Below are 24,011 nucleotides of genomic sequence, written 5' to 3' on the forward strand. Positions count from 1 at the left end.
GGAATCACGGTGACAAAGATCAAGACCGCCGATCCGAAGGCGGAGGAGCCCGAGGCCGAGGTCCCCGAGCCCGCCGACGACGCCGCGCCGCCCCCAGAGCCCGAGGCGTCCGAGGACGCGAACGAGCCCGAGGCGTCCGAGCGACCGGAAGAGCCCGCGCCGCGCCGCCTCTCCAGGGACCCGCTGATCCGGGTGGCATCGCTGGTGACGCTGATCGCGGTGGCCGCGGCCGCGTGGTTCGGCTGGTCGTACAACGCGGCGGCGGGCAATGACGATCTGGCCTACGCGGCCGAACGCGACAAGGTTCTCGCCGCCGCCGACCAGGCGATCGTCAATCTCAACACCCTCGACCACCGCAACGTGGACGCCGGCCTGAAGGTCTGGCAGGACTCGACGACGGCCAAGCTCTACGACGAGATCGTCAAAGGCCGTTCGCGGCTGGAGGCCGAGGTCAAGAAGGCCGAGACGACGAGCACCGCGAAGATCCTCGAATCCGGCCTCACCGAACTCGACGCCCGCGCCGGAAAGGCGGCGGTCATCGCCGCCGTCCGCATCACCATCACCGGCGCCGAAGGCGAACCCTCCGACAACATCCGGCGTTTCGCCGGCCAGCTCACCAAGACCTCGTCGGGCTGGAAGCTGTCGGCGCTCGGCCAGGCCCCGACCGGAACGCCCTGACGGGGAGGAGAAACGAATGGCAGCGATCAGCACCATCGGCCGGGCATTGCCCAGCACCGCGCGCATCCGCCTGGTCGTCCTCCTCGGTGCGCTGACAATGGCACTGGGCGGTGCGGCCGCCTGGGCGGCCGACCAGGAAAGCGGTCTCACCGGCGCGGCCTCCGCGGAGAACACCGCCCTGAGCGACAATGCCCGCACCAGCGAAGTCAGGGGCCAGGTCACCACGGCCGTTAACACGGTGTTCTCTTACAACTACGCCGATGTCGCCAAAACGGAGAAGGCCGCCCAGGAACTCCTCACCGGAAAGGCCGTCCAGCAGTACAACCAGCTTTTCGCGCTGGTTCGCAAGCAGGCGCCCGAGCAGAAGCAGGTCCTCACGACAACGGTCACCGACTCGGCGGTGAAATCACTGACCGGCGACCGCGCCCGCCTTCTGGTCTTCGCCGACCAGCGCAACACGCGAACCGACAAGAACGAGACGAGCTATTCCGCGGCCGTCTTCGCGGTGGACGCGATCCACACCGATGGCAAATGGAAGATCACCACCATCGACACCCTCGGCGCCTGACCACACCGACCCGGGACGCGGATCGGAGGACCACCGGCATGCGAAGCTCACCCAACGGGGTTCTAACCGCCATCGCGGCCGCGGCCACCACCGTAGCCCTCACCGCCCTCCGGCCTCCGCGGCCACCTTGACGGTCACGCCCCGGCGGGCCATTCACCGGATGACAGATAAGCTTGATCAAAGACTAAGGTGATGACAATTCTATAGCGGCTTATGGAAGGGTGTAGGGGATCTTCGGATTTCCTCTTGAAATGTACCCTACTGGTCGGTATCTTCTGATAAGAAGTACAGCAGGGCTGGGTGGTCTTGTGGTGAAGCTGAAGAAGTTCGGCTTCCGGGGTTCTGCTCCCGTCAACCCGGAGGAGTTCGTTCTGTAGAACGCGGTCAGTGTCCCTACGAGTAGAAGAAATCACCCCCCGTGAAGGGAAAAGAACTGACATGCGAAAGATCACCCAGAAGGCCCTGACCGTTACCGCGGTCGCGGCCGCCGCCGCCGCCCTCACCGCGCTCCCCGCCTCGGCGAGGATGGCCCCCGTCGACGTCTCACTCCCCGGGGTGACCCCGCCCTCCGCCGATGAGCCCATCACGGGAGAGAACAACGGTTCGGTCGTGGCGTTCAACACTCGCACCGGCGCGGTCCTGAGCTGCGACGACACAACCACCACAAAGGCCCTGACGGCCCAGGGCACCGTGGACGTCGGCACCGGCCTGTCCGCGACCGGCATCGGCTCGGTGACGGGCCTGACCTTCAGCAATTGCACGGTCAACAGCCTGCCGGCCAACGTGACGGCGGATACGACCACGTCGTGGAGCCTGAACGTCACGGGCACGACTACATCGGGAGTCACTCCCGGTCAGCTGCTCGGAGTCAAGGTCCATGTGGACATCCCCAGCCTCTCGTGCGAGGCGGACTTCCAGGGCCCGAACGGCACGGGCGGATTCATCGACGGTCAGCACACCAACCCGGCGAACCCCGGAGACCCCAGTGTGCTCGATCTGCCGTTCGGGGCCACCAACAACCTCGTAGCGCAGAACGTCGACACCGTGAACTGCCCCACCAACCTGGTCGCGAACGGCGACGGAGCCTCGCTCTCCGGCGCGATCCACCTCAGGGGGGTTAACGCCACCAACAACGAGGGGCCGACCGTCATTTCCTAGATGGCGCCATGAGGTGAGGGCACGGCCCTGAACGAAGCCGCACCCGGGCGCTCGCCGCCCGGGTGCGGTTCCCCGTCGATCAAGGATGTGAGATGCACCAGGTGTTCCGAGGCGCCGCGCGGATCGCAGCGGTCGTGGCCCTTACCGTGAGTGGTGGCGCGTTGGTGGCCGTCCCGCCGGCGATCGCGGACATCGGTTCCGACATGGGGCTCGTTTGCTCCGGTAAATCCGGAACACACGAAGTGGCGCTGCGGATCGAAACGACTGTCCCGACGTCCGGGGCCGTCGGCCAACCGATCCAGCTGGGCACCATCAAGATCGACATCGGTCTCCCTCCCGAGCTGGTGAAGGAAGTTTCGGTGACTTCCCCGAGCGGGGCATCGACACCACCGGTGACGGGTGTCACCCCATCGTCCGTGTCTTCCCCCGCGCTCGGGGGGGTCGCGGAGATCCAGGTCGCCGTCCGCGAGCCGGGCGGCGATCGGCGCGCCGGGTGGCCGGCCTTCGCTCTGGCGGCCGCACCGCCGCGCGGTGACGGCGCCGTGCATCTGACCGGCAGTGGGGTGGCGCCGCCGGTGGTCCCCGGATCGCCGGGCGGGCTCTCATGGTCCGCCGGGGAAGTGGACCTGTCGCTGGTGCCGGGTGACACGACGACGGGGAAGGACGCGGCGGAACTGGCGCTGCATTGCGTGGCGGAGAAGGAGACGGTGCTCGGGACCGTACAGGTGAAACGTGGGAGCGAGACCGCGGTCCCCGGCGCGTCGAGCGCGTCACCCGGTCAGGCCGCTGCCCAGGAGGGATTGTGCAAGATAATTCCCGGTCGGGGGGAAGATCCACGGTACGCCATCAGTGACGATCCCAAACTGGCGGAGATCTATGAATCCCCGTCAACTCCGAGCAGTCTGTTCCCCTTCTACGCTCCTGGGCAGATGTACTGCATCAAAGCCACGGGATTCTTCAATATCAAGAAGGCCGGGAACGCCGTCCCTGTTGCTGTTGAGAACAACGCGCGGGCGCTGACCGCAACTTATAATGGCAATCCGATCTTTGGGCCGAACTGGTCGGAGTTTCACGGATATTTCGTCAACCGCACCTACCCGACTCCCGCCACGATGCTGGGTTTCGGCTTCATGCCGACACGCGCGGTGGCCAGAGCCGTCCAGGTCGGTGCTCCGGGGACTGGAGAGTCCGACCCAATCACAGGCAACCTACGAATTCTCCAGCGACTTGCGACGTTTGACATTCCGGATCCGACTGTCGAAAACCAAGAGATCCGAGCCAGTGCATATATTCGAATAAAAGCGGGCCAGACCGAGGTAAATGGAGTACCCCTCGATCTCGGTGATAAGTGCATGACAGGTCCGACCCTGCTTTACGCGAATGGATTCATGGGGAATCTGAGAACCGGGACAACTCAATACGATCAGGGGCAGACGCTCATCGCCGAGGATTTCAAGATCCCCCCCTTCTCTGGTTGTGGAGTGACCGAAGACCTCAGTCCAATCCTTACCGCCAGCGTCTCCGGGGCGGGAAACTATGCGAACCTAGAGTCGGGGACTTGGTGCAATGCCATCTCGGGCGTCAATTGCGTAAATGGCGCGGGTGCGCTTCCTCGCACCTTTTCTGTAGATCCGGGCGGGGATGTCACTGCAGTCGCGAAACCGTTCGTCCTTACCAGGGATGTTGGCGGGGGGCGCTCTCAGCTCAGGTGCGAGTCGGCGACCATGCGGCTCCATATGGAACGTGGGCACTGGCAGTCTCGCTTCAGGCTGGCCAAGGGCGACATGTCCCTTGACGGTTGCGAGGTCGAGGCGTCGGATGGCGTCGTCCATCAAGTAGGGGAGGACGGCGAAGCCACCCAGGACGGCTCGTTGTGGCTGAACATGACCATTGATCCAAGCGGCAAGCCGGTGATGGTCGTAAACGGGGTGCTGCTCAACGCGGTTGTGGGCGTCAGCGAAGGCAAGACGTGTACGCTGCGGATATCCGACCAGCTGACAGACCTCTTCCCTCCCCCTCCTCGGGTCACGGACGAACGCCCCGGGGAGATCAGAGGGACCTATGGCAACGGGACCTTCTCCCTGAATGAAAGTACGTTGAAGCCGTCGGTGAAATCAACGTGCAGGATTCCGGGATTTACGGACTTCAATGGCGTCTTCAATTCAATCGAGGGTGATTTCGTCTTCGATCCGGCGCAGCGAATCACGTCGCCCTGACCGAACCTGCCGTTGCAATGGGCCGCTCGTTCCGGCGCGATCTGATTCCGCGCCGGAAGTCCCCGGGCCGGCCGCACCGCTGCCCGCACCACCCCGGGCGGCGGTGGGGCCAGGCCGGCTCGCCGCAGGCCGTCACCGGCCTGCGGCGAGTACGGTAGCTCCGCCCCGCTCTCCGCCATGTGCCGGAACCAGGGCCGAGCGAGTGTGGGATGAGGGTCGAGCGCACCCCCGGACATGCGGTCAGTGACAATATCGACCGCCCTCAAGGTGCCCATTCTGATATTCGCTAACAAAGCGAAAAGATCTTCATATTTGCACGGTGCAGCGTATTGAAGCGTCATTGTTTCGGTATTACTCTCCGGTTGGGAATCAAGGATCGTTCTCATCGAGGGTCCGTTTCACGGTTCCGCGTCGGCTGGGGTCACGCTGTGACCGTCCGGCGCTCTGTGTCCGCTTATCCCGGTAAGAAGAAAGGACAGACTGGTGAAGTTCGCTCGTCTCCAGAGACGCAGTTCCCGGCTCGCGCTTTCCGCCGTGGTCAGCGCCGTGCTGCTCACCTTCGGCTTGGCCTCCCCCGCCGCGGCGGCCAACCCCGACCCGATCCCGGAGAGCTTCGACTTCTCCGATTGCCCGACCCTCCCAGAGGGTGCGTCGCCGTTCTTCTCACACTGCTGGGTGGGCGTGGTCACCAGCGGCACCTTCAAGATCGGTAACTTCGACCAGGAGATCGAGGAGCCCATCAGGCTCACGTGGGCGACCACCTTCAACACCGACACCTTCGAGAGGAAGACCATCTTCGGTGGGCTTCACGCGGAGAAGATGCTCGTCCAGCCCGGCCTGTTCGGTGACCCGTTCCTGTCGGCCGTGTACGCCAAGGTCGAGTACGCCGGCGTCTTCGAAATGCCGGTCAGCAGCGACTTCCAAATCAACCTCGGGGTGAAGGTCCGGCTCATCAACCCGATCCTCGGGCGCCACTGCCTGGTCGGCACCAACGACAACCCGATCATGCTGAGCCTCTCCACCGGCACCACCGACCCGCCGGCCCCCAACACCCCCATCACCGGAGAGCCCGCCACGGTCGCGCGGCAGGACCCGCAGCCGACGGTGCTGCAAGCCAAGCACGTCGGCAACGCGTTCTCGGTGCCCGGCGCCTCCGGTTGCGTGTTCGGCGGCGGCGTCGCCGACTGGCTCGTCAACCAGATCGGCGGATTCCCCGCGCCGGCCGGGACCAACACCATGATCCAGAACGAGTACATCGTTTCGAAGCAGTACAGCCAGCTCTGAGCCGAGCGCGGTCAACCGCACGCCGTGCCCGCTGGCATCGCCGCGGGCACGGCGTGCGTACTTCTCCGGGCGAGAGTAGCCACCACCGCGTTCGCATCGCCCGGTCATGCGCCACCTATGCGAACCTTCAAGTAGCCCATGCCCAGACGATCAGGAGCCCCTGACGTCCGCTCACGGTTCTGCCGTCACGACCGCCGGAGAGCAGCATGGAGACCACGGCATCGCGGACGAGCAAGGAGTTCGAGCCGAGCCGTCCCTGGGTGATCGGGGCGGTTCTGCTGTGCGCGGTCGGGACGCTCGGGGCGGTCGCCAATTCGGCGAGGCCCCGGGGTGACGTCGGGCGTGCGGCCGGGTTCGCGGACGTTCTCCGCATCAACCCGGGTGTGGTGTCCTACGGGCAGGCGGTGGTGGTCGCGGTGGTGACGGCCGCCGGGGTCCGGCTCGTCCACATCGGCGCGCCGGGCGCGGGCGCGGTGCTGATCGGGGCGGGGGTGGGCGCCCAGGTCTTCGGCGCGTCCACCGACGTGTGGATCGCGCACATCGCGATCGTGCCGCCCCGCGGTTTCCCGTTGGACTTCGCGGAGGCCGTCCAGGTCCTGCTCCATCTAGTGCTGCTGGCCACCGCGATCGGCGGGGCGCTTCTGGCGCCGGCCCTTCACCACCGCTATGACGGACGCCCCGAACTGGCCGGGCCGTCCGGCGCCGAGCCCCAGATGGGTGCCCGCACGGCGTCCGCGGTCGCGGCGGCGACCCTGGTGTTCGTCCCGGTCGCCCACCTGGACACGGTCAAGGGCGGGTTCAGCGTCACCGCATGCTGGTTGCTGCTGGCGGTGGGCCTGGCGGCGGCGGTGGCGTTCGCCGTCCTCGAACGGCGGAGGGCGCGGCCCCGGTCGTCCTGAGACCGCGCCCGAGCCGACGATGTCGCTGCGCGGATCCCAGCCGTCATCGTGTTCACCCGGTCACTGCGACCGACCTCGTTCGCCTTCGCGTACGCGGCCGGTCGCCATCAGGTGAAGATCTTGTCGAGTGACTCGGCGGTGACCGCGTGGCGGGCCCAGGTGTGGATCTGTTCGAGGTCCTGGCAGGAGTTGATGCGTTCCCGGAGGTCATCGTCGATGGTGAAGCCCCGCGACTCCAGGACGATGAGAAGAAGCTCGATCTCCCCTTCGACTCTGCCCTTGGCCTCGCCTTCGGCCCTGCCCTTGGCCTCGCCTTCGGCGATGTGCTTGAGGGCGAAGTCGCTCTGCCATTCGTAGACGCCGGCCTGCATGATCTCCTCCAAGCAGTGTCGCGCGGCTGCGGAGAGCTGCGACCGCACGTAGTCATGATACAGCTCGCCCCTGTCACGGTCCGTGACCTCCAGGGCTTCGGCGAAGGCCGTGAGGACGGCCTTCCGGGCAGGGCCGTCGGCGTGCGCGACGGTGCTCAGGATCGCAAGTTCCGGCAGGGAACGGGCCTTGTCCGGGTCGGTGACGGCGGGCACCTCGGTGAGGTTCAGCACCCAGGGGCGCAGGATCCAGCCCTGATGCCCGCTCTCGATCGGTTCACGGCACCAGGCGGAGGTGTTCCTGTCCGGGCACAGCACCAGCAACGTCACAGGGCACTCGCAGCGGGCCCGGAGCGTGGACAGGTAGACGGGCCAGCTGTAGCGCTTGCGCCGGTCCGGTTTGAGCTGGATCTCGACGACGATCGCGAGATCCGGGCGCTTGGGGTCACCGAGGAGGACGGTCGAGTCGCATCGGTATTCGGTGGGGTTGCAGTCGGTGAGCGTCTCCGATCCCAGTGATATCTGCTCGTACTCGGGGGGCTTGATTCCGGACGCCGCCTGAAGGAGCTCCGGGGCCAGCGCGGGCTGGTTCCGAAACAGGTCGAGCGGCACCTCATGTTCGGCGGAAGGCACGAGCGGACGCTACCGGTGTTCACGCCACTACGAAGAGCGAAAGTTGTTACGTGGGGCGATGAGGTAGATGTTCGGCGATGTCCCCGTTCGTGGTACGGGTGGCGTCGGCTCTCCGCCGGTCCCGTACGCCGTGCGGCAAGGCCCGGCCGGTAACAATTGAGGTGCGGACTGGGCGTCGAATTTATCGCCCGGTGATTGACATGGACGGCCATTTGCTCGCCAAGTGAGCACGGGTGTGGTGTGAGGGTCCGCGTGGGCACAGATTACTCGGTAATGAATGCGTGGAGAAGCCCGTACGGACTGTGAAAGTTTCTCAGGAATGGTGCGCGGCGGACGCGGCTGGGTTACGTTTCTTTGCATCGTTCCTCTGTCGGCGCGAAGGAGGGTGGACGATGACGGGGACCCTCGCTGGGCGAGGGCGTCCGGGGCCGGTCCCGCCACAGGTGATCGCCATTCTGAGTGCCGAACTGCCGTCCCTCGCCGAAGAGATCATCAGTGAGGTCAGGCGGTCGGTGCCGGAGGACGCGCGGCAGGGCGGGAAGGTGCGGCAGCCGACCATCCGGGCCAGCGTGGAGCAGGTCATGGCCGCGTTCGTCGACCAGGTGACGGGGGCGGGCAACACCCACGAGCACCGGGACGAGCTGTGCCGGGAACTCGGGCGCAGCGCGGCGTACGAGGGGCGCAGCCTGGACGCGCTGCAGGCCGCTTACCGGGTCGGCGTCCAGGTCGCGTGGCGGCGGGTCGCCGACGTGGCGCAGCGGCGGCGGCTGCCGTCCGGGGTGATGACGCAGCTCGCCGACGCACTGTTCTCCTACATCGACGAGCTGGCCTCGCTGTCGGTGCAGGGGTATCTGGAGGCGCGGTCGCGGTCGGCGGACGAGCTGGCAGGGGTGCACCGGCGCCTGCTGCGGATGGCGCTGCGCCCCGGCGCGCCGGGCGGCGCGCTGGCCGAGGCGGCGGAGACCGCGGGCTGGCCGGTGCCGGACGAGGCGACGCTGGTCGCGCTGCCGGCCGGGGCGCGGTGCGTCCGGGCGGCGCTGGACGAGGACGTGCTCGCCGACCTGGGGGACGCCGAACCCCATCTGCTGGTGCCCGGCACGTTCGACACGGCGCGCAGGCAGATGCTGGTCAACGCGCTGCCCGAACGCCGGTCCGCGGTGGGGCTGACCGTCCCGCTGGCGGAGGCGGCCCATTCGCTGCGGTGGGCACGGCGGGCGCTGGCGCTCGTCGAGGCCGGCGTCCTGGAGGACGGCGGTCCGACGCTGTGTGAACGGCATCTGCTGGAGCTGTGGCTGCTGTCGGACGAGGCGCTGCTCGACCAGCTCTCGCGGCGCCAATTGGGGGCGCTGACGGGGATGAGCCGGACCCAGCGATCCCGCATGACCGAAACCCTCGGTGCGTGGCTGGAGGCACAAGGAAACGCGGTCGAGACGGCGCGGCGTCTGCGCGTGCATCCGCAGACGGTGCGGTACCGGATGCGGCGGCTCGGCGAGACGTTTGACGAGCAACTGGCCGATCCGGCGTCGCGCTTCGTGCTGGACGCGGTGCTCCGGGCGCACCGGTTGCGACAGGTGCGGAGGCCGTCGATGCGATGAGTCAAACTCCGCCAGACGGTGCGTGCCTGCGTGAATGACAGCGAGTAACTTTACATCTTCTTTACCTTGAGGTGCGGTGTATTCGATCTACCGTCGGCGTGTCTCAGTTCACAGCCTGTCGGGGGCGCACGGGGGTCCCCGCTCAGTGCGTCCTTGGCGTTTCCGTAGTAGAGCCGGCCGTCCGGGACGCCGGGTGCCCCCGCCCGGTCATACGCCAGGGCCCGTGACGGCGGCGTTCTCGGAGGTGTCCCGATGACAAGGACGCTCACGCCGGGGGCGGTGCAGCCGCGGCCGAGGCTGCCACGCCGGCTGGCCGTGCTGATGCGCCCGGAGCTGCCCAGTCTGTCCAAAGAGATCATCCGTGAGGTGCGGAGGTCGATCCCCGAGTACGGCAGGCCCATGCAGGGGCCGTACGTCGAGGCCCTGCAGATCGGCGTGGAACGGGCGCTGACCGACTTCGTCGAGCAGGTCGCCAACCCCCGGGCGCCGCGCGAACGGTACCGCGAGACGTACCGCAGGCTCGGCAGGTTCGAGTCGCAGGAGGGCCGGACGCTCGACACGCTGCAGGCCGCGTTCCGCATCGGCGCGCAGGTCGCGTGGCGCCGCATCATGAAGGTCGGCCCCCGCCGGCACCTGTCCAGCGACGTCATGGCGCAGCTCGCCGACGCGCTGTTCGCCTACATCGACGAGCTGGCCGCGCTGGCCCTTGAGGGCTACTTGGAGGCGCGGCCGGACGGGGAGGTCGAGGCGCATCGCCGGCGGCTGCTGGAGCTGCTGCTGCGCCCCCTCGGGTCCCAACGCGTCCTGGCCGACGTCGCCGGACGGGCGGAGTGGCCCATACCGGACGAGATGACCGTGGTCGCGGCCCCGCCCGGCTCCCCGTACGTCAGGGCGGCCATGGACGAGGACGTCCTCGCCGACCTCACCGCGGACGAGCCGTTCCTGGTGGTGCCGGGCGGTCTGACGCCCGAGCGGCGGCGGGCGCTGCTGCGGGTGCTGCCCGAGGGGCAGCTCGCCGCGGGTCCCAGGGTGCCGGTCGGAGGTGTCGCCGACTCGCTGCGCTGGGCGCGGCACGCGCTCGCGCTGGTGGATGCGGGGGTCTTGGGAGACGGCCCGGTGACCGACTGCGACGAACACCTCATCACGCTGTGGCTGCTGTCGGACCAGGCCCTCGTCGACCGGCTCGCGCACCGCCATCTCAGCGAGCTGGCGGATTTCCCGATCCGGCAGCGCGACCGGCTGATGGACACCCTGCGCGCCTGGTTGGTGAGCCGCGGCACCGCCGCCGAGATCGCCGAGGAACTGAACATCCACCCGCAGACCGTCCGCTACCGGATGAGGCAGCTCGAAGGCATCCTGGGCGACCGGCTGAACGATCCCGACGCACGTTTCGCGATCGAGGTCGTGCTGCGCGCGACGTGGCTGCGGTGGCGCGCCGCGGAAGGCGCCGGCGACGGCCGGATGAACTGACCCTTTTCGTCCCGGCGTCTCCCCTGGGGGACGCCGGGATCAGTTCCGGCGGGCACCGGGAAAAGGGCTCACTCGATGATAATCGCCGAATGCGGGGACGTCCGTCCATGAGCAGCTGACAATGACATTGCCGGGCGGTCTTGATTGCCCTTTCTCCGCGTGCTTCCATCCAATTCGGAGTAATTCGGTGGATGGTCGCGACGTGGTGGAGGTGCGTTCAGGGTGCGCTCACGTTCGGCGCGTTCGTTCCTGGCGGGACTCGGCGTGATGGCGCTCATCAGCCTGACGGGCATGCACCCGGTGTACGCGGACACGACCCCCACGCCCACCGCGACCGTCACCGATACACCGACCGAGACGCCCACCGAGACGCCGACTGAGACTCCTACGGAGACGCCGACCGAGACGCCGACTGAGACACCGACGGAGACGCCCACCGAGACTCCTACGGAGACGCCGACCGAGACGCCGACTGAGACACCGACGGAAACGCCCACGGAGACGCCCACCGAGACGCCGACCGAGACCCCCACACAGACGCCGACGCCGACCCCGACCCCGACGGACCCGCCCGGCAAGCCGGGCACTCCTAGCAAGCCCAAGAACCCCGTGCTGTCTCTCGGGCTCTCGGTGTCGTCGGCCACGATGCGTCCCGGCGCCTCGGTCACCGCGACGGTCGAGGTGTCGTCGGCGCACGCGACCGCGCAGAGCACCGTCCTGCGGATGTCGGCCTCCGGCGCCTCGGTGAGCCCGCGGACGCAGAACCTCGGCGCCGTCGGCGGGGGCGGAGCCGCGGCGGTCGCGACCGTGCGCGCCCCGTCCGACGCCGATCCCGGCGTCATCACGGTGAAGGCCGCCGTCTCGGCGGCCAAGGCGAGGAGCGTGTCCCGCAGCTACAAGCTGATCATCACCGATTCCGCCGGCGCGCCGCCGCCGGGGGTGAGCCTGGCGAACCTGCCGCCCGGCGTCCCGCCGCTGACCCCGTCCGACTTCAACCCGCTCGCGGGGATGAAGGGACCGCAGGTGGCGCTGCCTCCGATCGCCTCACCGCAGATCGCGGCGAGCCCGATGCCGCTGGTGCCCGTCGCCGGCCTGCGCACGGTCGAGGACGAGATGTTCACCGTGCAGCGGCTCTCCGCCCTGCAGGCGGGCTTCCTGGCCGCGATGACGGTGTCGGTGACGCTGCTGCTGCTCCGGCTGCGGCTGGCCCGCCGCGCCTACACCGTGCGCATCCCGCTGCCGCGGGCGCAGCGCAGGCGCCTGCGGCTCACGGGCAAGCGGCTCACCGAGGCCCGGCTGCGTGCCCTGCCGCCGCAACCCGCGCCGGTGCGTCCCGTCCGGCTCGTCTGGCTGCCCGTCAGACCGGCCCGCGCCGCCCGCCTCTGAGCGCCGCGCCGCCGCCCGGGACGCCGGCCCGCCGGGACGGGGTCACTTGTCCGGGGCGAACATGGGACGGTAGCCCGCGATGAGCTGCCGGATCACCGGGCGCTGCTCGGCCGGGGTGCGGCCGCGCAGGTCGTGGATCGGGTCGAGGCCGTCGTAGTACGGCGCGAGCGCCAGGAACGGCAGGATGGTCAGGATCAGCGTGGCGAGGACGTCGAGATCGGCGTCCTCGCGGATCGCGCCCTGCGCCTGCCAGAGCTGCAGCGTCGGGTGGACGACCTGCAGGTAGTGCTGGTTGGCGGTGTCGCGGACGACGGAGCGGACGCTGTTGTCGAGCTCGAAGTTCGTCGCGGCGGTGACGCCCCGCTCCAGCGGATGGTCGGACATGTACTCGGTCCAGTCGCACAGGACGTCGAACAGCCACTCGTCGAAGGACTGGTCGAAGTCGATCCGCTCGATGCGGCGCTCCATCTCCTCGCGGATGCGCCGGGACGTCTCATCGCAGACGAACGCGAAGAACTCCAGCTTGTCGCTGAAGTACTGGAACAGGGAGCCCTTGGCGATGCCGGCCTCGCGCGCGATGGTGTTCAGGCTGCCCGTCGAGTACCCGTTCTCCCCGAACTCGCGCATCGCCACCTCGAGCACCCGCTCGCGCTTGGCGACGTTGAGGCGGAACCAGGTGGACGTTGGCATGGAGCCCTTCGACTTTCCGTCAGGAACCGGTAACCCAGGGGTCAGGATAACGGTCCGGCACGTCCCGTGTGACCCAAAACGTCACCGGCGCCCCGCCCGCCCGCCGATGCCGGCCCGCCCACCAGGCCGGTCGTGGTTCAGCGCGCCAGCCGGATCAGGATGCGGCACACCTCTTCGATGATCTCCGCGGCCTCGGTCTCGTTCTCGGCCGTGGCGATCTCCCGTCCGGCCTCGCCGATCACCGTGGTCAGCACCAGGCTCAGCACCTGCTCGGGCCGGCCCGCGGGGGCGCCGCCGGTGGACCCGCCGAGCAGCTTGGTGTTCTGCGCGATCCAGTGCTGGGCGCGGCTGCGGCGCATCAGCGACGACCCCGACGGGCCCTCGCCGCCGAGGAACAGCCGCGCCGCCTCCCGCCGCTCCCAGCACACCAGCAGGTAGGCGCGGGCGCCCGCGGTGAACAGCGCGATCGGGTCGGACTCGCCGTCCTTGCGCGCGGCGGACACGGCCTGCGCCGCGGCCGCCTCCTGCTCGTCGCTCAGGTCCTCCCACAGCGCCACGTACAGCCCGGCCTTGCCGCCGTAGTGGTGGTAGAGGCTGCCGACGCTGATGCCGGACCGCTCGACGATCTCGGCGATGCCCGCGTCGGCGTAGCCGCGGTCGGCGAAGACCTCCAGCGCCGCGGTCAGGAGCGCCTGCCGGGTGGCGTCGGCCCGCGCCCACTGGCGGCCGCCGCCCGCGCCGTCTCCGCCGTTGCCGGTGTCGCCCGCGCCGTTCGCCTGCCGCGCCCTGCTCGTCCGCATCCCCCCATGGTGCCAGGCCACGGGCTTCCCGCACGGGGTATCGGACGCCTCGGAGCGCCTGAGACCGCCTGAGAATGCCTTGGAGCGACTCGGAGCGTCTCAAAGGACCGGCGGCTCAGTACCAGTTGTGCGACTGCCAGAAGGACCACGCGCCGCACGGGTCGTCGTAGCGGGCCTTGATGTAGCCGAGCCCCCACGCGATCTGGGTCGGGGAACTGGTGCGCCAGTCGGCTCCGGCGCTGGCCATCTTGTTGCCGGGCAGCGACTGCGGGATGCCGTAGGCGCCGCTGGACGGGTTCTCGGCCCGCTCGTTCCAGCCGCTCTCGTGGATCCACAGCGTCAGCAGGGACGGCCAGCAGCGGTCCCACCCCTTGAGGGCGTTCATCTTCTTGCCGTACGCCTTGTTCTGCTTGGCGCTCGGGTTGGTCTTGGCGAGCCGCTCCCGCTCCTGCTGGGCCTTCAGCTTCGCCCGCGCCTTCGCCTCGCGCTTGGCCTTCTCCTTGAGCCGCTCCAGCTCGCGCTGGTGCTCCTCGTAGGCCCGCTTCTTGGCCGCGGCGATCGCGTCGGCCGCGACCGGGTCGATCTCGGCCGCGGACGTCAGCTTGGCGAGCATGTCGTTGGCCGACAGGCCGGCGGCGGCCATCTTCGGGGGCTTGGTGTCGTCCTTGACGAACCTGTCGATGTCCACCAGCGTGACCGCCGCGCCGATCGCGACGATCGCGACGATCATGATGGTGACGTTGCTGGTGAGCGCCCGCCGCAGCCACCGCTTCTTCGGCGGGCGGAAGTCGGGCGTCGCGTCGGCCCCGTACGGGTCGCGGCGGTCGTAGGGGCCGTTCGGGCCGCTGCCGCCGCCGTGCGCGTCCGGCGCCTCCCGGGGCGGGGGGACCCGGGTGCGCCGTCTGCCGGTGTCGGGACTTCTGCGCGTGCCATGACTCTTCGGCATAGGAGAAGACTGCCTTATCGCCCGGGGTCGGTGTCCTCGAAGGGAAAGTACGCCGGCAAGTCGGCACGGGGTTCACCCATCGCGGTGCCCCCTGTTCCGTCCCGCGCCCGGATCCGGCAGCTCCACGTCGCCGGCCGCCAGCCGCGCCGGTTGCAGGGCCTCGAAGACGTCGCGGTGCATCCCGCTGAACGCCGCGAGCTCACCGCCGGGCGCCTCCAGCGCCAGGGCGACCTCGTTGACCCGCTCGCGTCCCGCCGCGGTGATCTCGACGAGCGTGGCGCGCCGGTCGCGGGGATGCGGGGTGCGGCCGACGAGCCCGGCCGCCTCCAGTTGGTCGACGGTGAGCTTCACCGTCGTCGGATGCATCATCATGAACCGGCCGAGCGTGCTCAGCCGTGCCTGGCCGCGGTTGATGAGAGCCAGGGTGGTCAGCAGGAAGTAGCCGGTCTGGGTGAGGTCCAGCCGTTTCAGCTCGACGTCCAGTGCCTTCTTGAGCAACTGGTTGAGCCGTCCCACCGCGCAGATCGCCATGAACGGCCAGGGCCCGCCGAGGAGCCCCTGCCCCTCCCAGCGGTCCCGGACGCCCATGACCAACGGGTCGACACCGTCGTCCATCTCGGCTTCCACGTCCTCTGCTGCGCCTCGTCGCGCCTCGGTTCGCACCGGCCGATCGTAGCTTCGGACAAATCAACATGTAAGTACTCGCTTCTTAGACCTTCTTCCAATAGAGTGCCTCAGATCACACGCGGTGCCCGAGTGCTTGCTAGGGCGCGCGGCGCCGTGTGTGATCCCGGTCTCGGCCGAGACCATGGTGGCGCGCGCGAACGAGCAAGGACCTGGGCGCCGCCCGTGGCCCGGTCGAAGCCGGTGCATCGGATGAGCGCCGACGTCCGAGAACGTAAGGAGGCTGCGATGGCCCTTCCTCACCCCCGTTCCGGGGGGTCGCCCCCCGGAAATGACCGGCCCCCTTCGGGGGAGGTCGCCGGCTGATGGCCATGAGCCTGACGAAGGCCCCGGACCTGGCGCGCAGACGTGTCGGGCGTGCGCTCGACGAGACCGGGATGCTGTGCGTGACCCTCCTGGAGGGGCTGCGCCGCACCTGGGACGTCCGCCAGTGGTGGGGCGAGTTCATCGAGCAGTGCTGGTTCCTCGCCCGCGTGACGAGCGTCCCGGTGATGCTCATCGCGGTGCCGCTCGGCGCGACCATCTCGCTGCAGGTCGGCGACATCGCCCGGCAGCTCGGCGCGCAGTCGGGCACCGGCGCGCTGCTGACCGCGGCCATGATCCAGCAGGTGGCGCCGCTGGCCGCGGCGCTGCTGGTCTCCGGCGTCGGCGGCTCGGCCATCACCGCCGACATGGGCGCCCGCAACATCCGCGACGAACTCGCGGCCATGGAGGTCATGGGCATCAACCCGATCCACCGCCTGGTCACCCCCAGGCTGTGGGCCGCGAGCATGGTGTCCGGGCTGCTCTGCTCGGTGGTGATCCTGGCGGGCGTCCTGGGCGGCTACTACTTCAACGTCATCCAGCAGGGCGTCAGCCCCGGGGCGTTCTTCGACGGCGCCACCGCCCTGCTGCAGTTCTCGGACCTGCTGATCACCCTGTTCAAGGCGTGGGTGTTCGGGTTCATCGCCGCCGCGGTCGCCTGCTACATGGGCATGAACTGCGACTACGGCCCCGTCGGTGTCGGCCGCGCCGTCAACCGGGCGGTCGTCGTCACCTCGATCGTGGTGTTCGCGACGAACTACATCCTCACCATGATCTACCAGGTCCTGTTCCCCCCGAGGTTGTGATGGTCGCCATTTCCCCCGTCCGCAAGCTGGGCCGTGCCGTCAGAGGCCGGACCGCGGGCCTCGCCGCGTCGGCCAACATGCCGGTCTTCCTCGGCCGGGTCCTCTACCACCTGTTCGTCGACATCATCGTCCGCCGCAAGTACGGCAAGACGCTCGCCAAGCAGGTCAGCGACATCACCGTCGGCGTCGGCGCGCTGGTCATCGGCGGCGGCATGATCTTCGTCATCGCGACGATGTCGCTCGCCACCGGCGCGATGGTCGGCCTGCAGGGCTACCCCGGGCTGGAGCGCATCGGCGCGGAGGCGTTCACCGGGTTGATCGCGAGCTACTCCAACGTCCGCGAGGTCACCCCGATCATCGCGGGCGTCGCGCTGGTCGCGCAGGTCGGCACCGGATTCACCGCCGAGATCGGCGCGATGCGGATCTCCGAGGAGATCGACGCGCTGGAGGTCATGGGCATCAACTCCCTGGCCTACCTGGTGTGCACCCGGGTCGCCGCCGGCGTCATCGCGCTGGTGCCGCTCTACCTGGTGTCGCTGTTCATGGCGTTCTTCGCCACCAGGTTCATCACGATCCAGTATTTCGGGCTATCGCCCGGCATCTACGACTACTACTTTCACCTCTACCTACCGCCGATCGACGTGTTCTACAGCGTCATCAAGGTCGCTGTGTTCGCCTTCATCATCATGTTCATCCACTGCTACCGCGGCTACTACGCGGCCGGCGGCCCGGTGGGCGTCGGCGTCGCCGCGGGCCGCGCGATCCGGGAGTCGACCATCCTGATGATCCTCATGAACCTGGTCCTGTCGTACATCTTCTGGGGCCACGGCAGCACAGTGAAGTTGACCGGATGAGCGAAGAGACACTCTCCAACCGCTCCCGGACGATCTTCGGGCTGATCGGCGCCGGCGTCATCGCGGCCGCCGCGACGTTCGTCGCCGTGGGGACGACGCCGTCGCACGAGGGCTCCACCTACTACAACGCGACGTTCGGGCGGGCGGGCCAGGGCCTCGACCCCGGCAAGTCGGACGTGAAGATCCGCGGCATCGCGGTCGGCACCGTCGACGAACTCACGCTCGACGACAAGGGCCGCGTCAAGGTCCGGTTCCGGGTCGACGAGGGCATCAGGATCGCCGACACGGCGGTCGCGGCGATCGAGCCGATCTCGGTGTTCGGCCCGAAGGACCTCGCGCTCGACCTCGGCGCGCACGAGGTGACCGGCCCGTACCTCAAGGACGGCGGGACGATCACCAAGACGGAGGACCCGGAGGAACTGTCCGACACCGCCTGGCCCGCCTACGAGCTCACCAAGGCGATCAACCCGAACGAGGTGGCGACGATCCTGCACACGTTCGGTGCCGGGCTCTCCGGGCAGGGACCGGCCCTGCACCGGACGATCGGCAACGGCGCCAAGGTCGTCGACGCGACCTACCGGGACCGGGCGGCGATCAACGCGCTGCTGAACGACATCAACGGCCTGTCGGGCACGTTCGCCGCCCGTGGCGACACGATCGTCCGCATCACCACCGACTTCAACAAGCTCTCGCAGGTCATCAACGAGAATCCCGACAAGATCGGGCAGCTGCTCGACCAGACGAGCGAACTCGGCGACAAGGTCGGTACCTCCCTCCAGGGGCACGGCGCCAACCTCGGCAAGATCATCGACGAGGGCGGCAAGATCGTCGCGGTGCTGGACGACCAGCGCCGCAACATCCCGGTGCTGATCGACAGCCTGAACGGATTCTTCTCCCTGCTGGCACAGATCATCCGCGTCCCCGGCCCGGAGAACACGGTGATCGCCCAGGCGCGCAACACGCTCCCGCTGGACATCTGCCAGATCATCATCGACGTCTGCCCGTCCACACCCGCCAACTCGCCCTTCACGGCGGGCGGCGGAACCGGCGGGGCCGGAGGCGGGGCGGTGAGCAAGCCGTGATGCTGCGCCTGCGCGGCAAGTCCGCGCGCGGACCGGACTACGCCACGACGCTGAAGTTCTTCGTGTTCGTGGTGCTGACCGGGCTGCTCACGTTCTACATCGGCCAGCTGATCCTCGGCACCAGCTTCAAGGACCGCTACGAGCTGACCGCGACGTTCGACGACGTCACCGGCCTGCTCGAAGGCGACGACGTCAAGGTCGCCGGCACGCCCGTCGGGCAGGTCGACGGCATCGAGGTCGTCCGGGGCAAGGCCGTGGTCGAGATGAAGGTCGACAAGGAGGTCCGGGTCCCGGACGACTCCACCGCCGCGATCCGCTGGCGCAACGTGATGGGCCAGCGGGTGATCTACCTGGAGCCGGGCAGGAGCGGGAACAAGCTCGGCGACGGCGACCGCGTCCCGCACACCAGGTCCGTGGTGGACCTCGGCGCCATCGTCAACGCCCTCGGCCCGCTGACCCGCAACCTGGACCCGGACCAGCTCAACAAGATCCTTTTCTCGTTCACCCAGGCGCTGGAGGGCAACGAGCAGAACATCTCGGTGCTGACCGGCAACCTGGACGCGCTGCTGCAGACGTTCGCGGTCCGCAAGAAGACGATCGAGGGAATGATCGACAACTACGAGACGGTGAGCGCGGCGGTCGCCAAGCGGGACCGGCAGATCGCCGCGAGCGTGGACAATCTCGAGTCGCTGGCCACGGTGTTCGCGAACAACCGCAAGCTGCTGGAGGACGCGGTCGTGGAGATCGCGGGCGTCACCACCAACCTCAACCAGGTGCTCGGCGGCCAGGACGCGCAACTCGCCCGCATCATCGACAACCTCGGCAAGTTCAGCGAGACGTTCCGGCTCAACGTCGACCAGCTCGAGAAGATGGTGCAGACCCTCCCGCTGACGCTGCGGCAGCTGTTCGCCTCCGCCAACGGCGGCCATTTCCTGCGCACGAACGCGCTCTGCCTGAACATCGTCCAGGGGCCGTGCCCGTTCCCGATGGAACTGCCGAGGGCGCCCGGAACGGACCAGCCCGACCAGGCCGACCTCGCCAAGCTGCGGAAGATGCTTCAGGGGGGTGGCGGCTGATGGCGCTGAAGTCCCTGCGGGACGTCAACCACAAGATCGTCGCGATCGTCACCCTGGCCGCGGTCGGCGCCGCCTGCGTGTTCGCGTTCGCCGTCGGCCAGCTGCACCTGTTCGAACGCGGCTACACGATGAGCGGCGAGTTCAGCGACCTCTCCGGCCTGAAGAAGGGGCAGGACGTCCGGGTCGCCGGCGTGAAGGCGGGCCGGATCACGGACGTGCGGCCCGACTTCGGGCATGGCAAGGTCATCGTCACCTGGCATGTCGACGCCGGAATCGACCTCGGGCCGAAGACCCGGGCCGAGATCACGACGACGACGCTGCTCGGCGGCCGGTACCTGCGGCTCGCGGGCCCGGTCGCCAAGCCCTACATGGCGGACGTGCCGGAGTCGAGGCGGCGGATCCCGCTGTCGCGCACCAGCGTCCCGTTCACCGTCCCGGACGCGCTGGAGGGCGCGCAGAACATCGTCGGCAAGCTCGACCAGAAGAGCATCGACAAGCTGCTCACCCAGATCAACAAGATCGAATCGCCGGGGGCGGCGAAGCTCCACCGAATCCTGGCCAACATCCAGGATCTGTCGCGGATGCTGAACGACTCCTACCCCGAGATCCAGAAGCTGATCGAGAACAGCAAGACGATCACCGGCACGCTTGCGGGCAAGGACGAGGAACTCCGCCAGATCATCAACGCCAGCCAGGTTCTGCTGCGCACCCTCGTGGAGCGCCGCAACGAGCTGGCCGCGACGATCGGGCAGGGCAGCCGGACGGTCCAGACGCTGTCCAACGTGATCTCCAAGAACCAGAAGGAACTCGACACGCTGCTGGACAACTTGCACCTACTGACCACCCGGCTCGCGCCCAACATGGACGCGCTGAACACCAACTTCTCGCTGCTCGGGCCAACGTTCCAGCAGGTCGCCAACCTCAAGGGCAACGGTCCCTGGATCGAGGGCGTGCTCACCGGGCTCGGCCCGCTCCAGCCGCCGGGCCCGATCTCCACCCGGCGGCCGAAGGGAGGCAACTGATGGGCGAGAGTCGAGCCCATGCGGAGGAGCGCCCCCCCACGCTCTCCAGCAGAAGCCGGGCGAGGGGAATCGCCGTCGCGCTGTGCCTGGCGCTGACGGCGTCCCTCGGCGGCTGCTCGCTCGCCCCGTCCGGGGGCGGCGAGCGCACCATGGTCGTCTACGTCCCGAAGGCCCGCTCCTTCTACGAGGAGTCCAAGGTCAAGGTGATGGGCGCCGACGTCGGCCTGGTCGACAAGGTCGAGAACATGGGCGACAAGGTCAAGGTGACGTTCCACGTGGACGAGGACGTCCCGCTCCCGAAGGGCGTGCAGGCGTCGATCGTCCCGCTGAACCTGATCGGTGAGCGCAACCTCGTCCTGCACCCGGCGTGGAAGCCGGGGCAGCCGAAGGAGACCTCGAACGTCATCCCGATCGAGCGCACCAACGTTCCGGTCGAGGTCGACGACGCGCTCAAGTCGTTCACCAACCTCGCGAACGCGCTCGACCCGACCAAGATGCAGTCCGCGCTCGGCACCGCCGCCGACAACCTCGACGGCAACGGCAAGCAGTTCAACGCCACCCTCGAACAGAGCGCGCGCCTGATCGAGAATGTCGCCGGGCAGGACAAGGAGCTGATCCAGGTCGCGCAGAACCTCAGCCGGCTGGCCGGGGTGGTGCGGGGACGCGAGCAGGTCCTCGGCACGCTGATCCGGGACTTCGGAGAGGCGTCCCGAGTGCTCAGCGCCGAACGCGGCGAGCTTCAGCAGCTCATCCGCGGCGTTGTCGAACTGTCCAAGAACGGCGACAAGCTGCTCCAGAAGTACAAGGGCAAGCTGCCGTACGACCTGGCGGTCCTCACCCGGGTCGCGCTGATCCTCAAGGGCAACGTCAAGGAACTGGCTCAGCTGCTCGAAACGCTGCCCGGTATCAGCGGGGCGCTCCTCGGCGCCTACAACCCGAAGAACAAGTCGCTGCAGATCCGGTTCGCCACCGACGCGTTCCTCCGGACGTGGCTGAAGGGCCTGATGGACACCGACGAGGTCGGCTGCCCGCTGCCCCCGCCCAACTCCAACTGTCCCTGGGATAACGGAGGCAACTGATGAGCCGAGTCACGGAGGGAGGACGCCCTCCGGCACCCCGTGCCGCGAGCAGGGTGATCATCGCGTTCGTCGTCGCCATGGCCCTGGCGGTCTCGGGCTGCTCCTACAAGACGGCGGGCGCCCCGAAGGGCGACCTCACCCTGACGGCCACGTTCACCGACGTGCAGCAGCTCGTCGCCGGGCACAGCGTGCAGATGTCCGACATCACGATCGGCAGCGTCACCAAGGTCGAGCTCGACGGCTACAAGGCCAAGGTGACGCTGTCCATCGAGGACGGCATCAAGATTCCCAAGGGCAGCCGGGCCGAGATCAGGGTGACGTCGCTGCTCGGCGAGAACTATGTGGAACTGCGGATTCCGCCGGGCACGAGCATGGACACCGGCCCCTTCCTCGCCGACGGCGCGGCGATCGCGGACACCAGCGTCCAGCCGTCCTTCGAGCAGGTCGTCGGACAGGCCGGGCCGCTCATCGAGGCGCTGGCCGGAGACGACGTGGCGACGGTCGTCAACGCGGGGGCGACCGCCCTGGACGGCAACGGCAAGAAGCTCAACAAGACGATCGCCCAGGCGAACAGCCTGGTGAAGCTGTTCGCCGACCAGCGCCGCGAGCTGGGGGAGTCGATCGACCGGCTCGGGAGGCTCGGCCGTTCCCTGGCCAAGGGCGGAGATGCCTTCGAGGAGGCCCCGGTCCAGATCGAACGCACCACCAAGCTGCTGAACGATGACAAAGAAAAGATCATCAAGACGGTGGACCGGCTCACCTTTCTGGCCCGCGAGCTGAACGACAAGGTCCTGGAGGGACGCATCCAGCGGTTCCGCACGCTGCTGCAGGACCTCGACCCCGTCCTCCACCAGCTCGGCAACAACCGCAAGCGTCTCACCGGTCTGGTGGACGGTCTGGTGATGTTCGCCGACCGGCTGCCGAAGGCCACCTATGACGGCCAGCTGCTGCTCTACCCGATCCTGCACATCGTCTGGCCCGACGGGACGCCGCTCCTGCCCGGCTCCGAAGGGCCGGCGAAGCCCGCGAGCACGATCGAGATTCCGAAGGAGATCGGTACCGCGCTGCCGGACCTCGAGAAGATCCTGGAGCCGCGCCGATGAGCACGCGAATCACGATCAACCTGGCGGTCTTCGCCGCGCTCGCCGTGATCATGGTGGTGTGGGCGTTCAACAACGTCATCCGGTTCGACTTCATCGACCGCCCGTACCACATCACGGCCGAGTTCGAGTCCTCACCGGGCCTGCACCCGAACTTCGAGGTCGACTATCTCGGCCTGCGGATCGGCAAGATCGACTCGGTGGATCTGGAGAAGGACAAGGTCGTCGTCCGGCTGGACATCGAGCGGGGCGTCAAGATCCCGCAGGGCGTCACCGCCGCCGCGGCCCGCAAGTCCGCGGTCGGTGAGCCGGTCGTCGAGCTGACCCCCGGGCCGGGCAGGGCCGACGCACCGCCGATGGAGCCCGGCGCGCGGATCCCGGTGACGCAGACCAGCGTCCCGCCCAAGTACGGCGACCTGTTCGGCGCCGTCATCGACAGCCTGAAGGCCATCGACCCCGAGGACGCCAGGGTCGTCACGCACGAACTGGCCGAAGGCTGGTCGGGACGCGAGGAGTCGCTCCGCCAGATCATCACCGGCGGCGACGACCTGACGGCCACCTTCGCCGAGAACACCGAACTGCTCGACGGGCTGACCAACGATCTCGCCAGGATCACCCACGTCCTGAACCAGAACCGCGGATCCCTCGGTGCCGGGATCGACAACCTGGCCGCGCTCACCACGGCGCTGAGCCAGGTGCGCGGTGAGCTCGCCGAGCTGCGCGACAGGGGACCCAGCCTGCTCGGCACGGTCAACGACCTGCTGGACAAGACCGGTCCCGACTTCGAGTGCACCGTCGACACGCTCGGCAACTGGGGGCTGTCGAAGTACAACCCCCGGTACCTGGAGGACCTGAGGAAGACGATCGCGCTGGCGCCGGACCTCCAGGTCGTCCTGAACAACGTGATCGGGATGGACAAGGGCCTGCCCGTCCTGAACGTCTTCTTCGAGATCACGACGACCAAGAAGGCGGCGCTGGAGTACAAGTACCCGCTCCCGCAGCCCACGGTGAACAAGGTGCCGACCTGCGCGGGCGGGCGTACCCCGGGGCTGACCGACCAGAAGCCCTACAAGGCCAAGAATCCGGGCGAGACGATCCCGACCCATGACCCGGCGCTCGACAGGCAGGGCGTCCAGGCGGAGAAGGCCGCGAACAACGGTGACTCTTCTGATGGGCCGCCGATGTGGCTAGTGTACGTTCCCCCGGTCATCGCACTGCTGGTGCTGATCAGGGTCATGATGGGCTCGGTGCCCGTGCTCTCCCGCCTGACCCGCCTGCGTCGGGACAAGGACTGACCCAACCCCGAGGAGTATC

General features: G+C 68.3%; 22 protein-coding genes. 17 read left to right on the plus strand and 5 right to left on the minus strand.

All coding sequences use genetic code 11. From position 1 onward, the window contains the following. Positions 1-9: 9 nt before the first annotated feature. From ACTWPP_RS02830 to ACTWPP_RS02855, 6 genes are all read left to right on the plus strand, one after another. Entirely contained in the window at positions 10-678 is a 669-nt protein-coding gene (locus ACTWPP_RS02830; RefSeq protein WP_443102449.1) for a hypothetical protein, read from the plus strand. Positions 679-694: 16 nt separating this feature from the next. Further along, positions 695-1,246: a hypothetical protein gene (locus ACTWPP_RS02835; RefSeq protein WP_443102450.1), complete on the plus strand. Its 552-nt coding sequence runs from the start codon at positions 695-697 to the stop codon at positions 1,244-1,246. A 438-nt stretch (positions 1,247-1,684) separates the two neighbouring features. Next, positions 1,685-2,404: a hypothetical protein gene (locus ACTWPP_RS02840; protein WP_443102451.1), complete on the plus strand. Its 720-nt coding sequence runs from the start codon at positions 1,685-1,687 to the stop codon at positions 2,402-2,404. Between the two features lie 92 nt (positions 2,405-2,496). Further along, positions 2,497-4,620: a hypothetical protein gene (locus ACTWPP_RS02845; protein ID WP_443102452.1), complete on the plus strand. Its 2,124-nt coding sequence runs from the start codon at positions 2,497-2,499 to the stop codon at positions 4,618-4,620. Positions 4,621-5,103: 483 nt separating this feature from the next. Beyond that, on the plus strand, positions 5,104-5,904 hold the full coding sequence (locus ACTWPP_RS02850; RefSeq protein ID WP_443102453.1) for a hypothetical protein: 801 nt from the start codon (positions 5,104-5,106) through the stop codon (positions 5,902-5,904). A gap of 206 nt (positions 5,905-6,110) precedes the next feature. Further along, on the plus strand, positions 6,111-6,803 hold the full coding sequence (locus ACTWPP_RS02855) for a hypothetical protein (RefSeq protein ID WP_443102454.1): 693 nt from the start codon (positions 6,111-6,113) through the stop codon (positions 6,801-6,803). A gap of 107 nt (positions 6,804-6,910) precedes the next feature. Here ACTWPP_RS02855 and ACTWPP_RS02860 read toward each other — a convergent pair whose 3' ends face one another. Continuing rightward, the gene (locus ACTWPP_RS02860) at positions 6,911-7,804 is read right to left on the minus strand and encodes a hypothetical protein (RefSeq protein WP_443102455.1); all 894 of its coding nucleotides are present in this window, start codon (positions 7,802-7,804) and stop codon (positions 6,911-6,913) included. 392 nt (positions 7,805-8,196) lie between these two features. Between ACTWPP_RS02860 and ACTWPP_RS02865 the strand changes: the two genes are divergently transcribed. The 3 genes from ACTWPP_RS02865 to ACTWPP_RS02875 all read left to right on the plus strand — a co-directional run bounded on the left by ACTWPP_RS02865 (position 8,197) and on the right by ACTWPP_RS02875 (position 12,255). Next, positions 8,197-9,399: a helix-turn-helix domain-containing protein gene (locus tag ACTWPP_RS02865; protein WP_443102456.1), complete on the plus strand. Its 1,203-nt coding sequence runs from the start codon at positions 8,197-8,199 to the stop codon at positions 9,397-9,399. A 252-nt stretch (positions 9,400-9,651) separates the two neighbouring features. Next, positions 9,652-10,869, plus strand: coding sequence for a helix-turn-helix domain-containing protein (locus ACTWPP_RS02870; protein ID WP_443102457.1), 1,218 nt, complete (start codon positions 9,652-9,654; stop codon positions 10,867-10,869). A 222-nt stretch (positions 10,870-11,091) separates the two neighbouring features. Beyond that, entirely contained in the window at positions 11,092-12,255 is a 1,164-nt protein-coding gene (locus ACTWPP_RS02875) for a hypothetical protein (protein WP_443102458.1), read from the plus strand. A gap of 42 nt (positions 12,256-12,297) precedes the next feature. Here ACTWPP_RS02875 and ACTWPP_RS02880 read toward each other — a convergent pair whose 3' ends face one another. From ACTWPP_RS02880 to ACTWPP_RS02895, 4 genes are all read right to left on the minus strand, one after another. Then, positions 12,298-12,945, minus strand: coding sequence for a TetR/AcrR family transcriptional regulator (locus tag ACTWPP_RS02880; protein ID WP_443102459.1), 648 nt, complete (start codon positions 12,943-12,945; stop codon positions 12,298-12,300). Between the two features lie 137 nt (positions 12,946-13,082). Beyond that, complete coding sequence (locus ACTWPP_RS02885) at positions 13,083-13,745, minus strand: TetR/AcrR family transcriptional regulator (RefSeq protein WP_443102460.1); 663 nt, start codon at positions 13,743-13,745, stop codon at positions 13,083-13,085. 115 nt (positions 13,746-13,860) lie between these two features. Beyond that, a complete protein-coding gene (locus ACTWPP_RS02890) occupies positions 13,861-14,691 on the minus strand; it encodes a lytic transglycosylase domain-containing protein (protein WP_443102461.1) in 831 nt (276 codons plus the stop codon). A gap of 72 nt (positions 14,692-14,763) precedes the next feature. Further along, positions 14,764-15,354 carry a MarR family winged helix-turn-helix transcriptional regulator gene (locus tag ACTWPP_RS02895; RefSeq protein WP_443102462.1) on the minus strand — a complete coding sequence of 197 codons (591 nt, stop codon included), beginning with the start codon at positions 15,352-15,354 and terminating at the stop codon, positions 14,764-14,766. Positions 15,355-15,680: 326 nt separating this feature from the next. On the opposite strand from ACTWPP_RS02895, the gene ACTWPP_RS02900 reads away from it, so the two are divergent. The 8 genes from ACTWPP_RS02900 to ACTWPP_RS02935 are packed head-to-tail and all read left to right on the plus strand — an operon-like array spanning position 15,681 to position 23,992. Beyond that, positions 15,681-16,484, plus strand: a complete 804-nt coding sequence (locus ACTWPP_RS02900) for an MlaE family ABC transporter permease (RefSeq protein ID WP_443102463.1) — start codon at positions 15,681-15,683, stop codon at positions 16,482-16,484. Beyond that, on the plus strand, positions 16,484-17,338 hold the full coding sequence (locus tag ACTWPP_RS02905) for an MlaE family ABC transporter permease (protein WP_443102464.1): 855 nt from the start codon (positions 16,484-16,486) through the stop codon (positions 17,336-17,338). The genes ACTWPP_RS02900 and ACTWPP_RS02905 overlap by 1 nt, the downstream gene beginning before the upstream one ends. Beyond that, positions 17,335-18,420: an MlaD family protein gene (locus ACTWPP_RS02910; RefSeq protein ID WP_443102465.1), complete on the plus strand. Its 1,086-nt coding sequence runs from the start codon at positions 17,335-17,337 to the stop codon at positions 18,418-18,420. Before ACTWPP_RS02905 ends, ACTWPP_RS02910 begins: the two co-directional genes overlap by 4 nt. Then, positions 18,420-19,496: an MCE family protein gene (locus ACTWPP_RS02915; protein WP_443102709.1), complete on the plus strand. Its 1,077-nt coding sequence runs from the start codon at positions 18,420-18,422 to the stop codon at positions 19,494-19,496. The genes ACTWPP_RS02910 and ACTWPP_RS02915 overlap by 1 nt, the downstream gene beginning before the upstream one ends. Beyond that, positions 19,496-20,518, plus strand: coding sequence for an MCE family protein (locus tag ACTWPP_RS02920; RefSeq protein ID WP_443102466.1), 1,023 nt, complete (start codon positions 19,496-19,498; stop codon positions 20,516-20,518). The genes ACTWPP_RS02915 and ACTWPP_RS02920 overlap by 1 nt, the downstream gene beginning before the upstream one ends. After that, positions 20,518-21,597 carry an MCE family protein gene (locus ACTWPP_RS02925; RefSeq protein ID WP_443102467.1) on the plus strand — a complete coding sequence of 360 codons (1,080 nt, stop codon included), beginning with the start codon at positions 20,518-20,520 and terminating at the stop codon, positions 21,595-21,597. Before ACTWPP_RS02920 ends, ACTWPP_RS02925 begins: the two co-directional genes overlap by 1 nt. Next, entirely contained in the window at positions 21,597-22,700 is a 1,104-nt protein-coding gene (locus ACTWPP_RS02930) for an MCE family protein (protein WP_443102468.1), read from the plus strand. The genes ACTWPP_RS02925 and ACTWPP_RS02930 overlap by 1 nt, the downstream gene beginning before the upstream one ends. Continuing rightward, entirely contained in the window at positions 22,697-23,992 is a 1,296-nt protein-coding gene (locus ACTWPP_RS02935) for an MCE family protein (protein WP_443102469.1), read from the plus strand. Before ACTWPP_RS02930 ends, ACTWPP_RS02935 begins: the two co-directional genes overlap by 4 nt. Positions 23,993-24,011: the final 19 nt, after the last annotated feature.

This window comes from Actinomadura sp. 3N407, assembly GCF_052245875.1.
Classification (GTDB): domain Bacteria; phylum Actinomycetota; class Actinomycetes; order Streptosporangiales; family Streptosporangiaceae; genus Spirillospora.

Bases quoted from the DNA above. Each gene is read 5' to 3' on its own strand.
- ACTWPP_RS02905 (WP_443102464.1), top strand. From the start codon at position 16,484: ATGGTCGCCATTTCCCCCGTCCGCAAGCTGGGCCGTGCCGTCAGAGGC.
- ACTWPP_RS02915 (WP_443102709.1), top strand. From the start codon at position 18,420: ATGCTGCGCCTGCGCGGCAAGTCCGCGCGCGGACCGGACTACGCCACG.
- ACTWPP_RS02920 (WP_443102466.1), top strand. From the start codon at position 19,496: ATGGCGCTGAAGTCCCTGCGGGACGTCAACCACAAGATCGTCGCGATC.
- ACTWPP_RS02925 (WP_443102467.1), top strand. From the start codon at position 20,518: ATGGGCGAGAGTCGAGCCCATGCGGAGGAGCGCCCCCCCACGCTCTCC.
- ACTWPP_RS02865 (WP_443102456.1), top strand. From the start codon at position 8,197: ATGACGGGGACCCTCGCTGGGCGAGGGCGTCCGGGGCCGGTCCCGCCA.
- ACTWPP_RS02880 (WP_443102459.1), bottom strand. From the start codon at position 12,945: ATGCCAACGTCCACCTGGTTCCGCCTCAACGTCGCCAAGCGCGAGCGG.
- ACTWPP_RS02930 (WP_443102468.1), top strand. From the start codon at position 21,597: ATGAGCCGAGTCACGGAGGGAGGACGCCCTCCGGCACCCCGTGCCGCG.
- ACTWPP_RS02890 (WP_443102461.1), bottom strand. From the start codon at position 14,691: ATGCCGAAGAGTCATGGCACGCGCAGAAGTCCCGACACCGGCAGACGG.
- ACTWPP_RS02885 (WP_443102460.1), bottom strand. From the start codon at position 13,745: ATGCGGACGAGCAGGGCGCGGCAGGCGAACGGCGCGGGCGACACCGGC.
- ACTWPP_RS02835 (WP_443102450.1), top strand. From the start codon at position 695: ATGGCAGCGATCAGCACCATCGGCCGGGCATTGCCCAGCACCGCGCGC.
- ACTWPP_RS02840 (WP_443102451.1), top strand. From the start codon at position 1,685: ATGCGAAAGATCACCCAGAAGGCCCTGACCGTTACCGCGGTCGCGGCC.
- ACTWPP_RS02900 (WP_443102463.1), top strand. From the start codon at position 15,681: ATGGCCATGAGCCTGACGAAGGCCCCGGACCTGGCGCGCAGACGTGTC.
- ACTWPP_RS02910 (WP_443102465.1), top strand. From the start codon at position 17,335: ATGAGCGAAGAGACACTCTCCAACCGCTCCCGGACGATCTTCGGGCTG.
- ACTWPP_RS02870 (WP_443102457.1), top strand. From the start codon at position 9,652: ATGACAAGGACGCTCACGCCGGGGGCGGTGCAGCCGCGGCCGAGGCTG.
- ACTWPP_RS02855 (WP_443102454.1), top strand. From the start codon at position 6,111: ATGGAGACCACGGCATCGCGGACGAGCAAGGAGTTCGAGCCGAGCCGT.
- ACTWPP_RS02935 (WP_443102469.1), top strand. From the start codon at position 22,697: ATGAGCACGCGAATCACGATCAACCTGGCGGTCTTCGCCGCGCTCGCC.
- ACTWPP_RS02845 (WP_443102452.1), top strand. From the start codon at position 2,497: ATGCACCAGGTGTTCCGAGGCGCCGCGCGGATCGCAGCGGTCGTGGCC.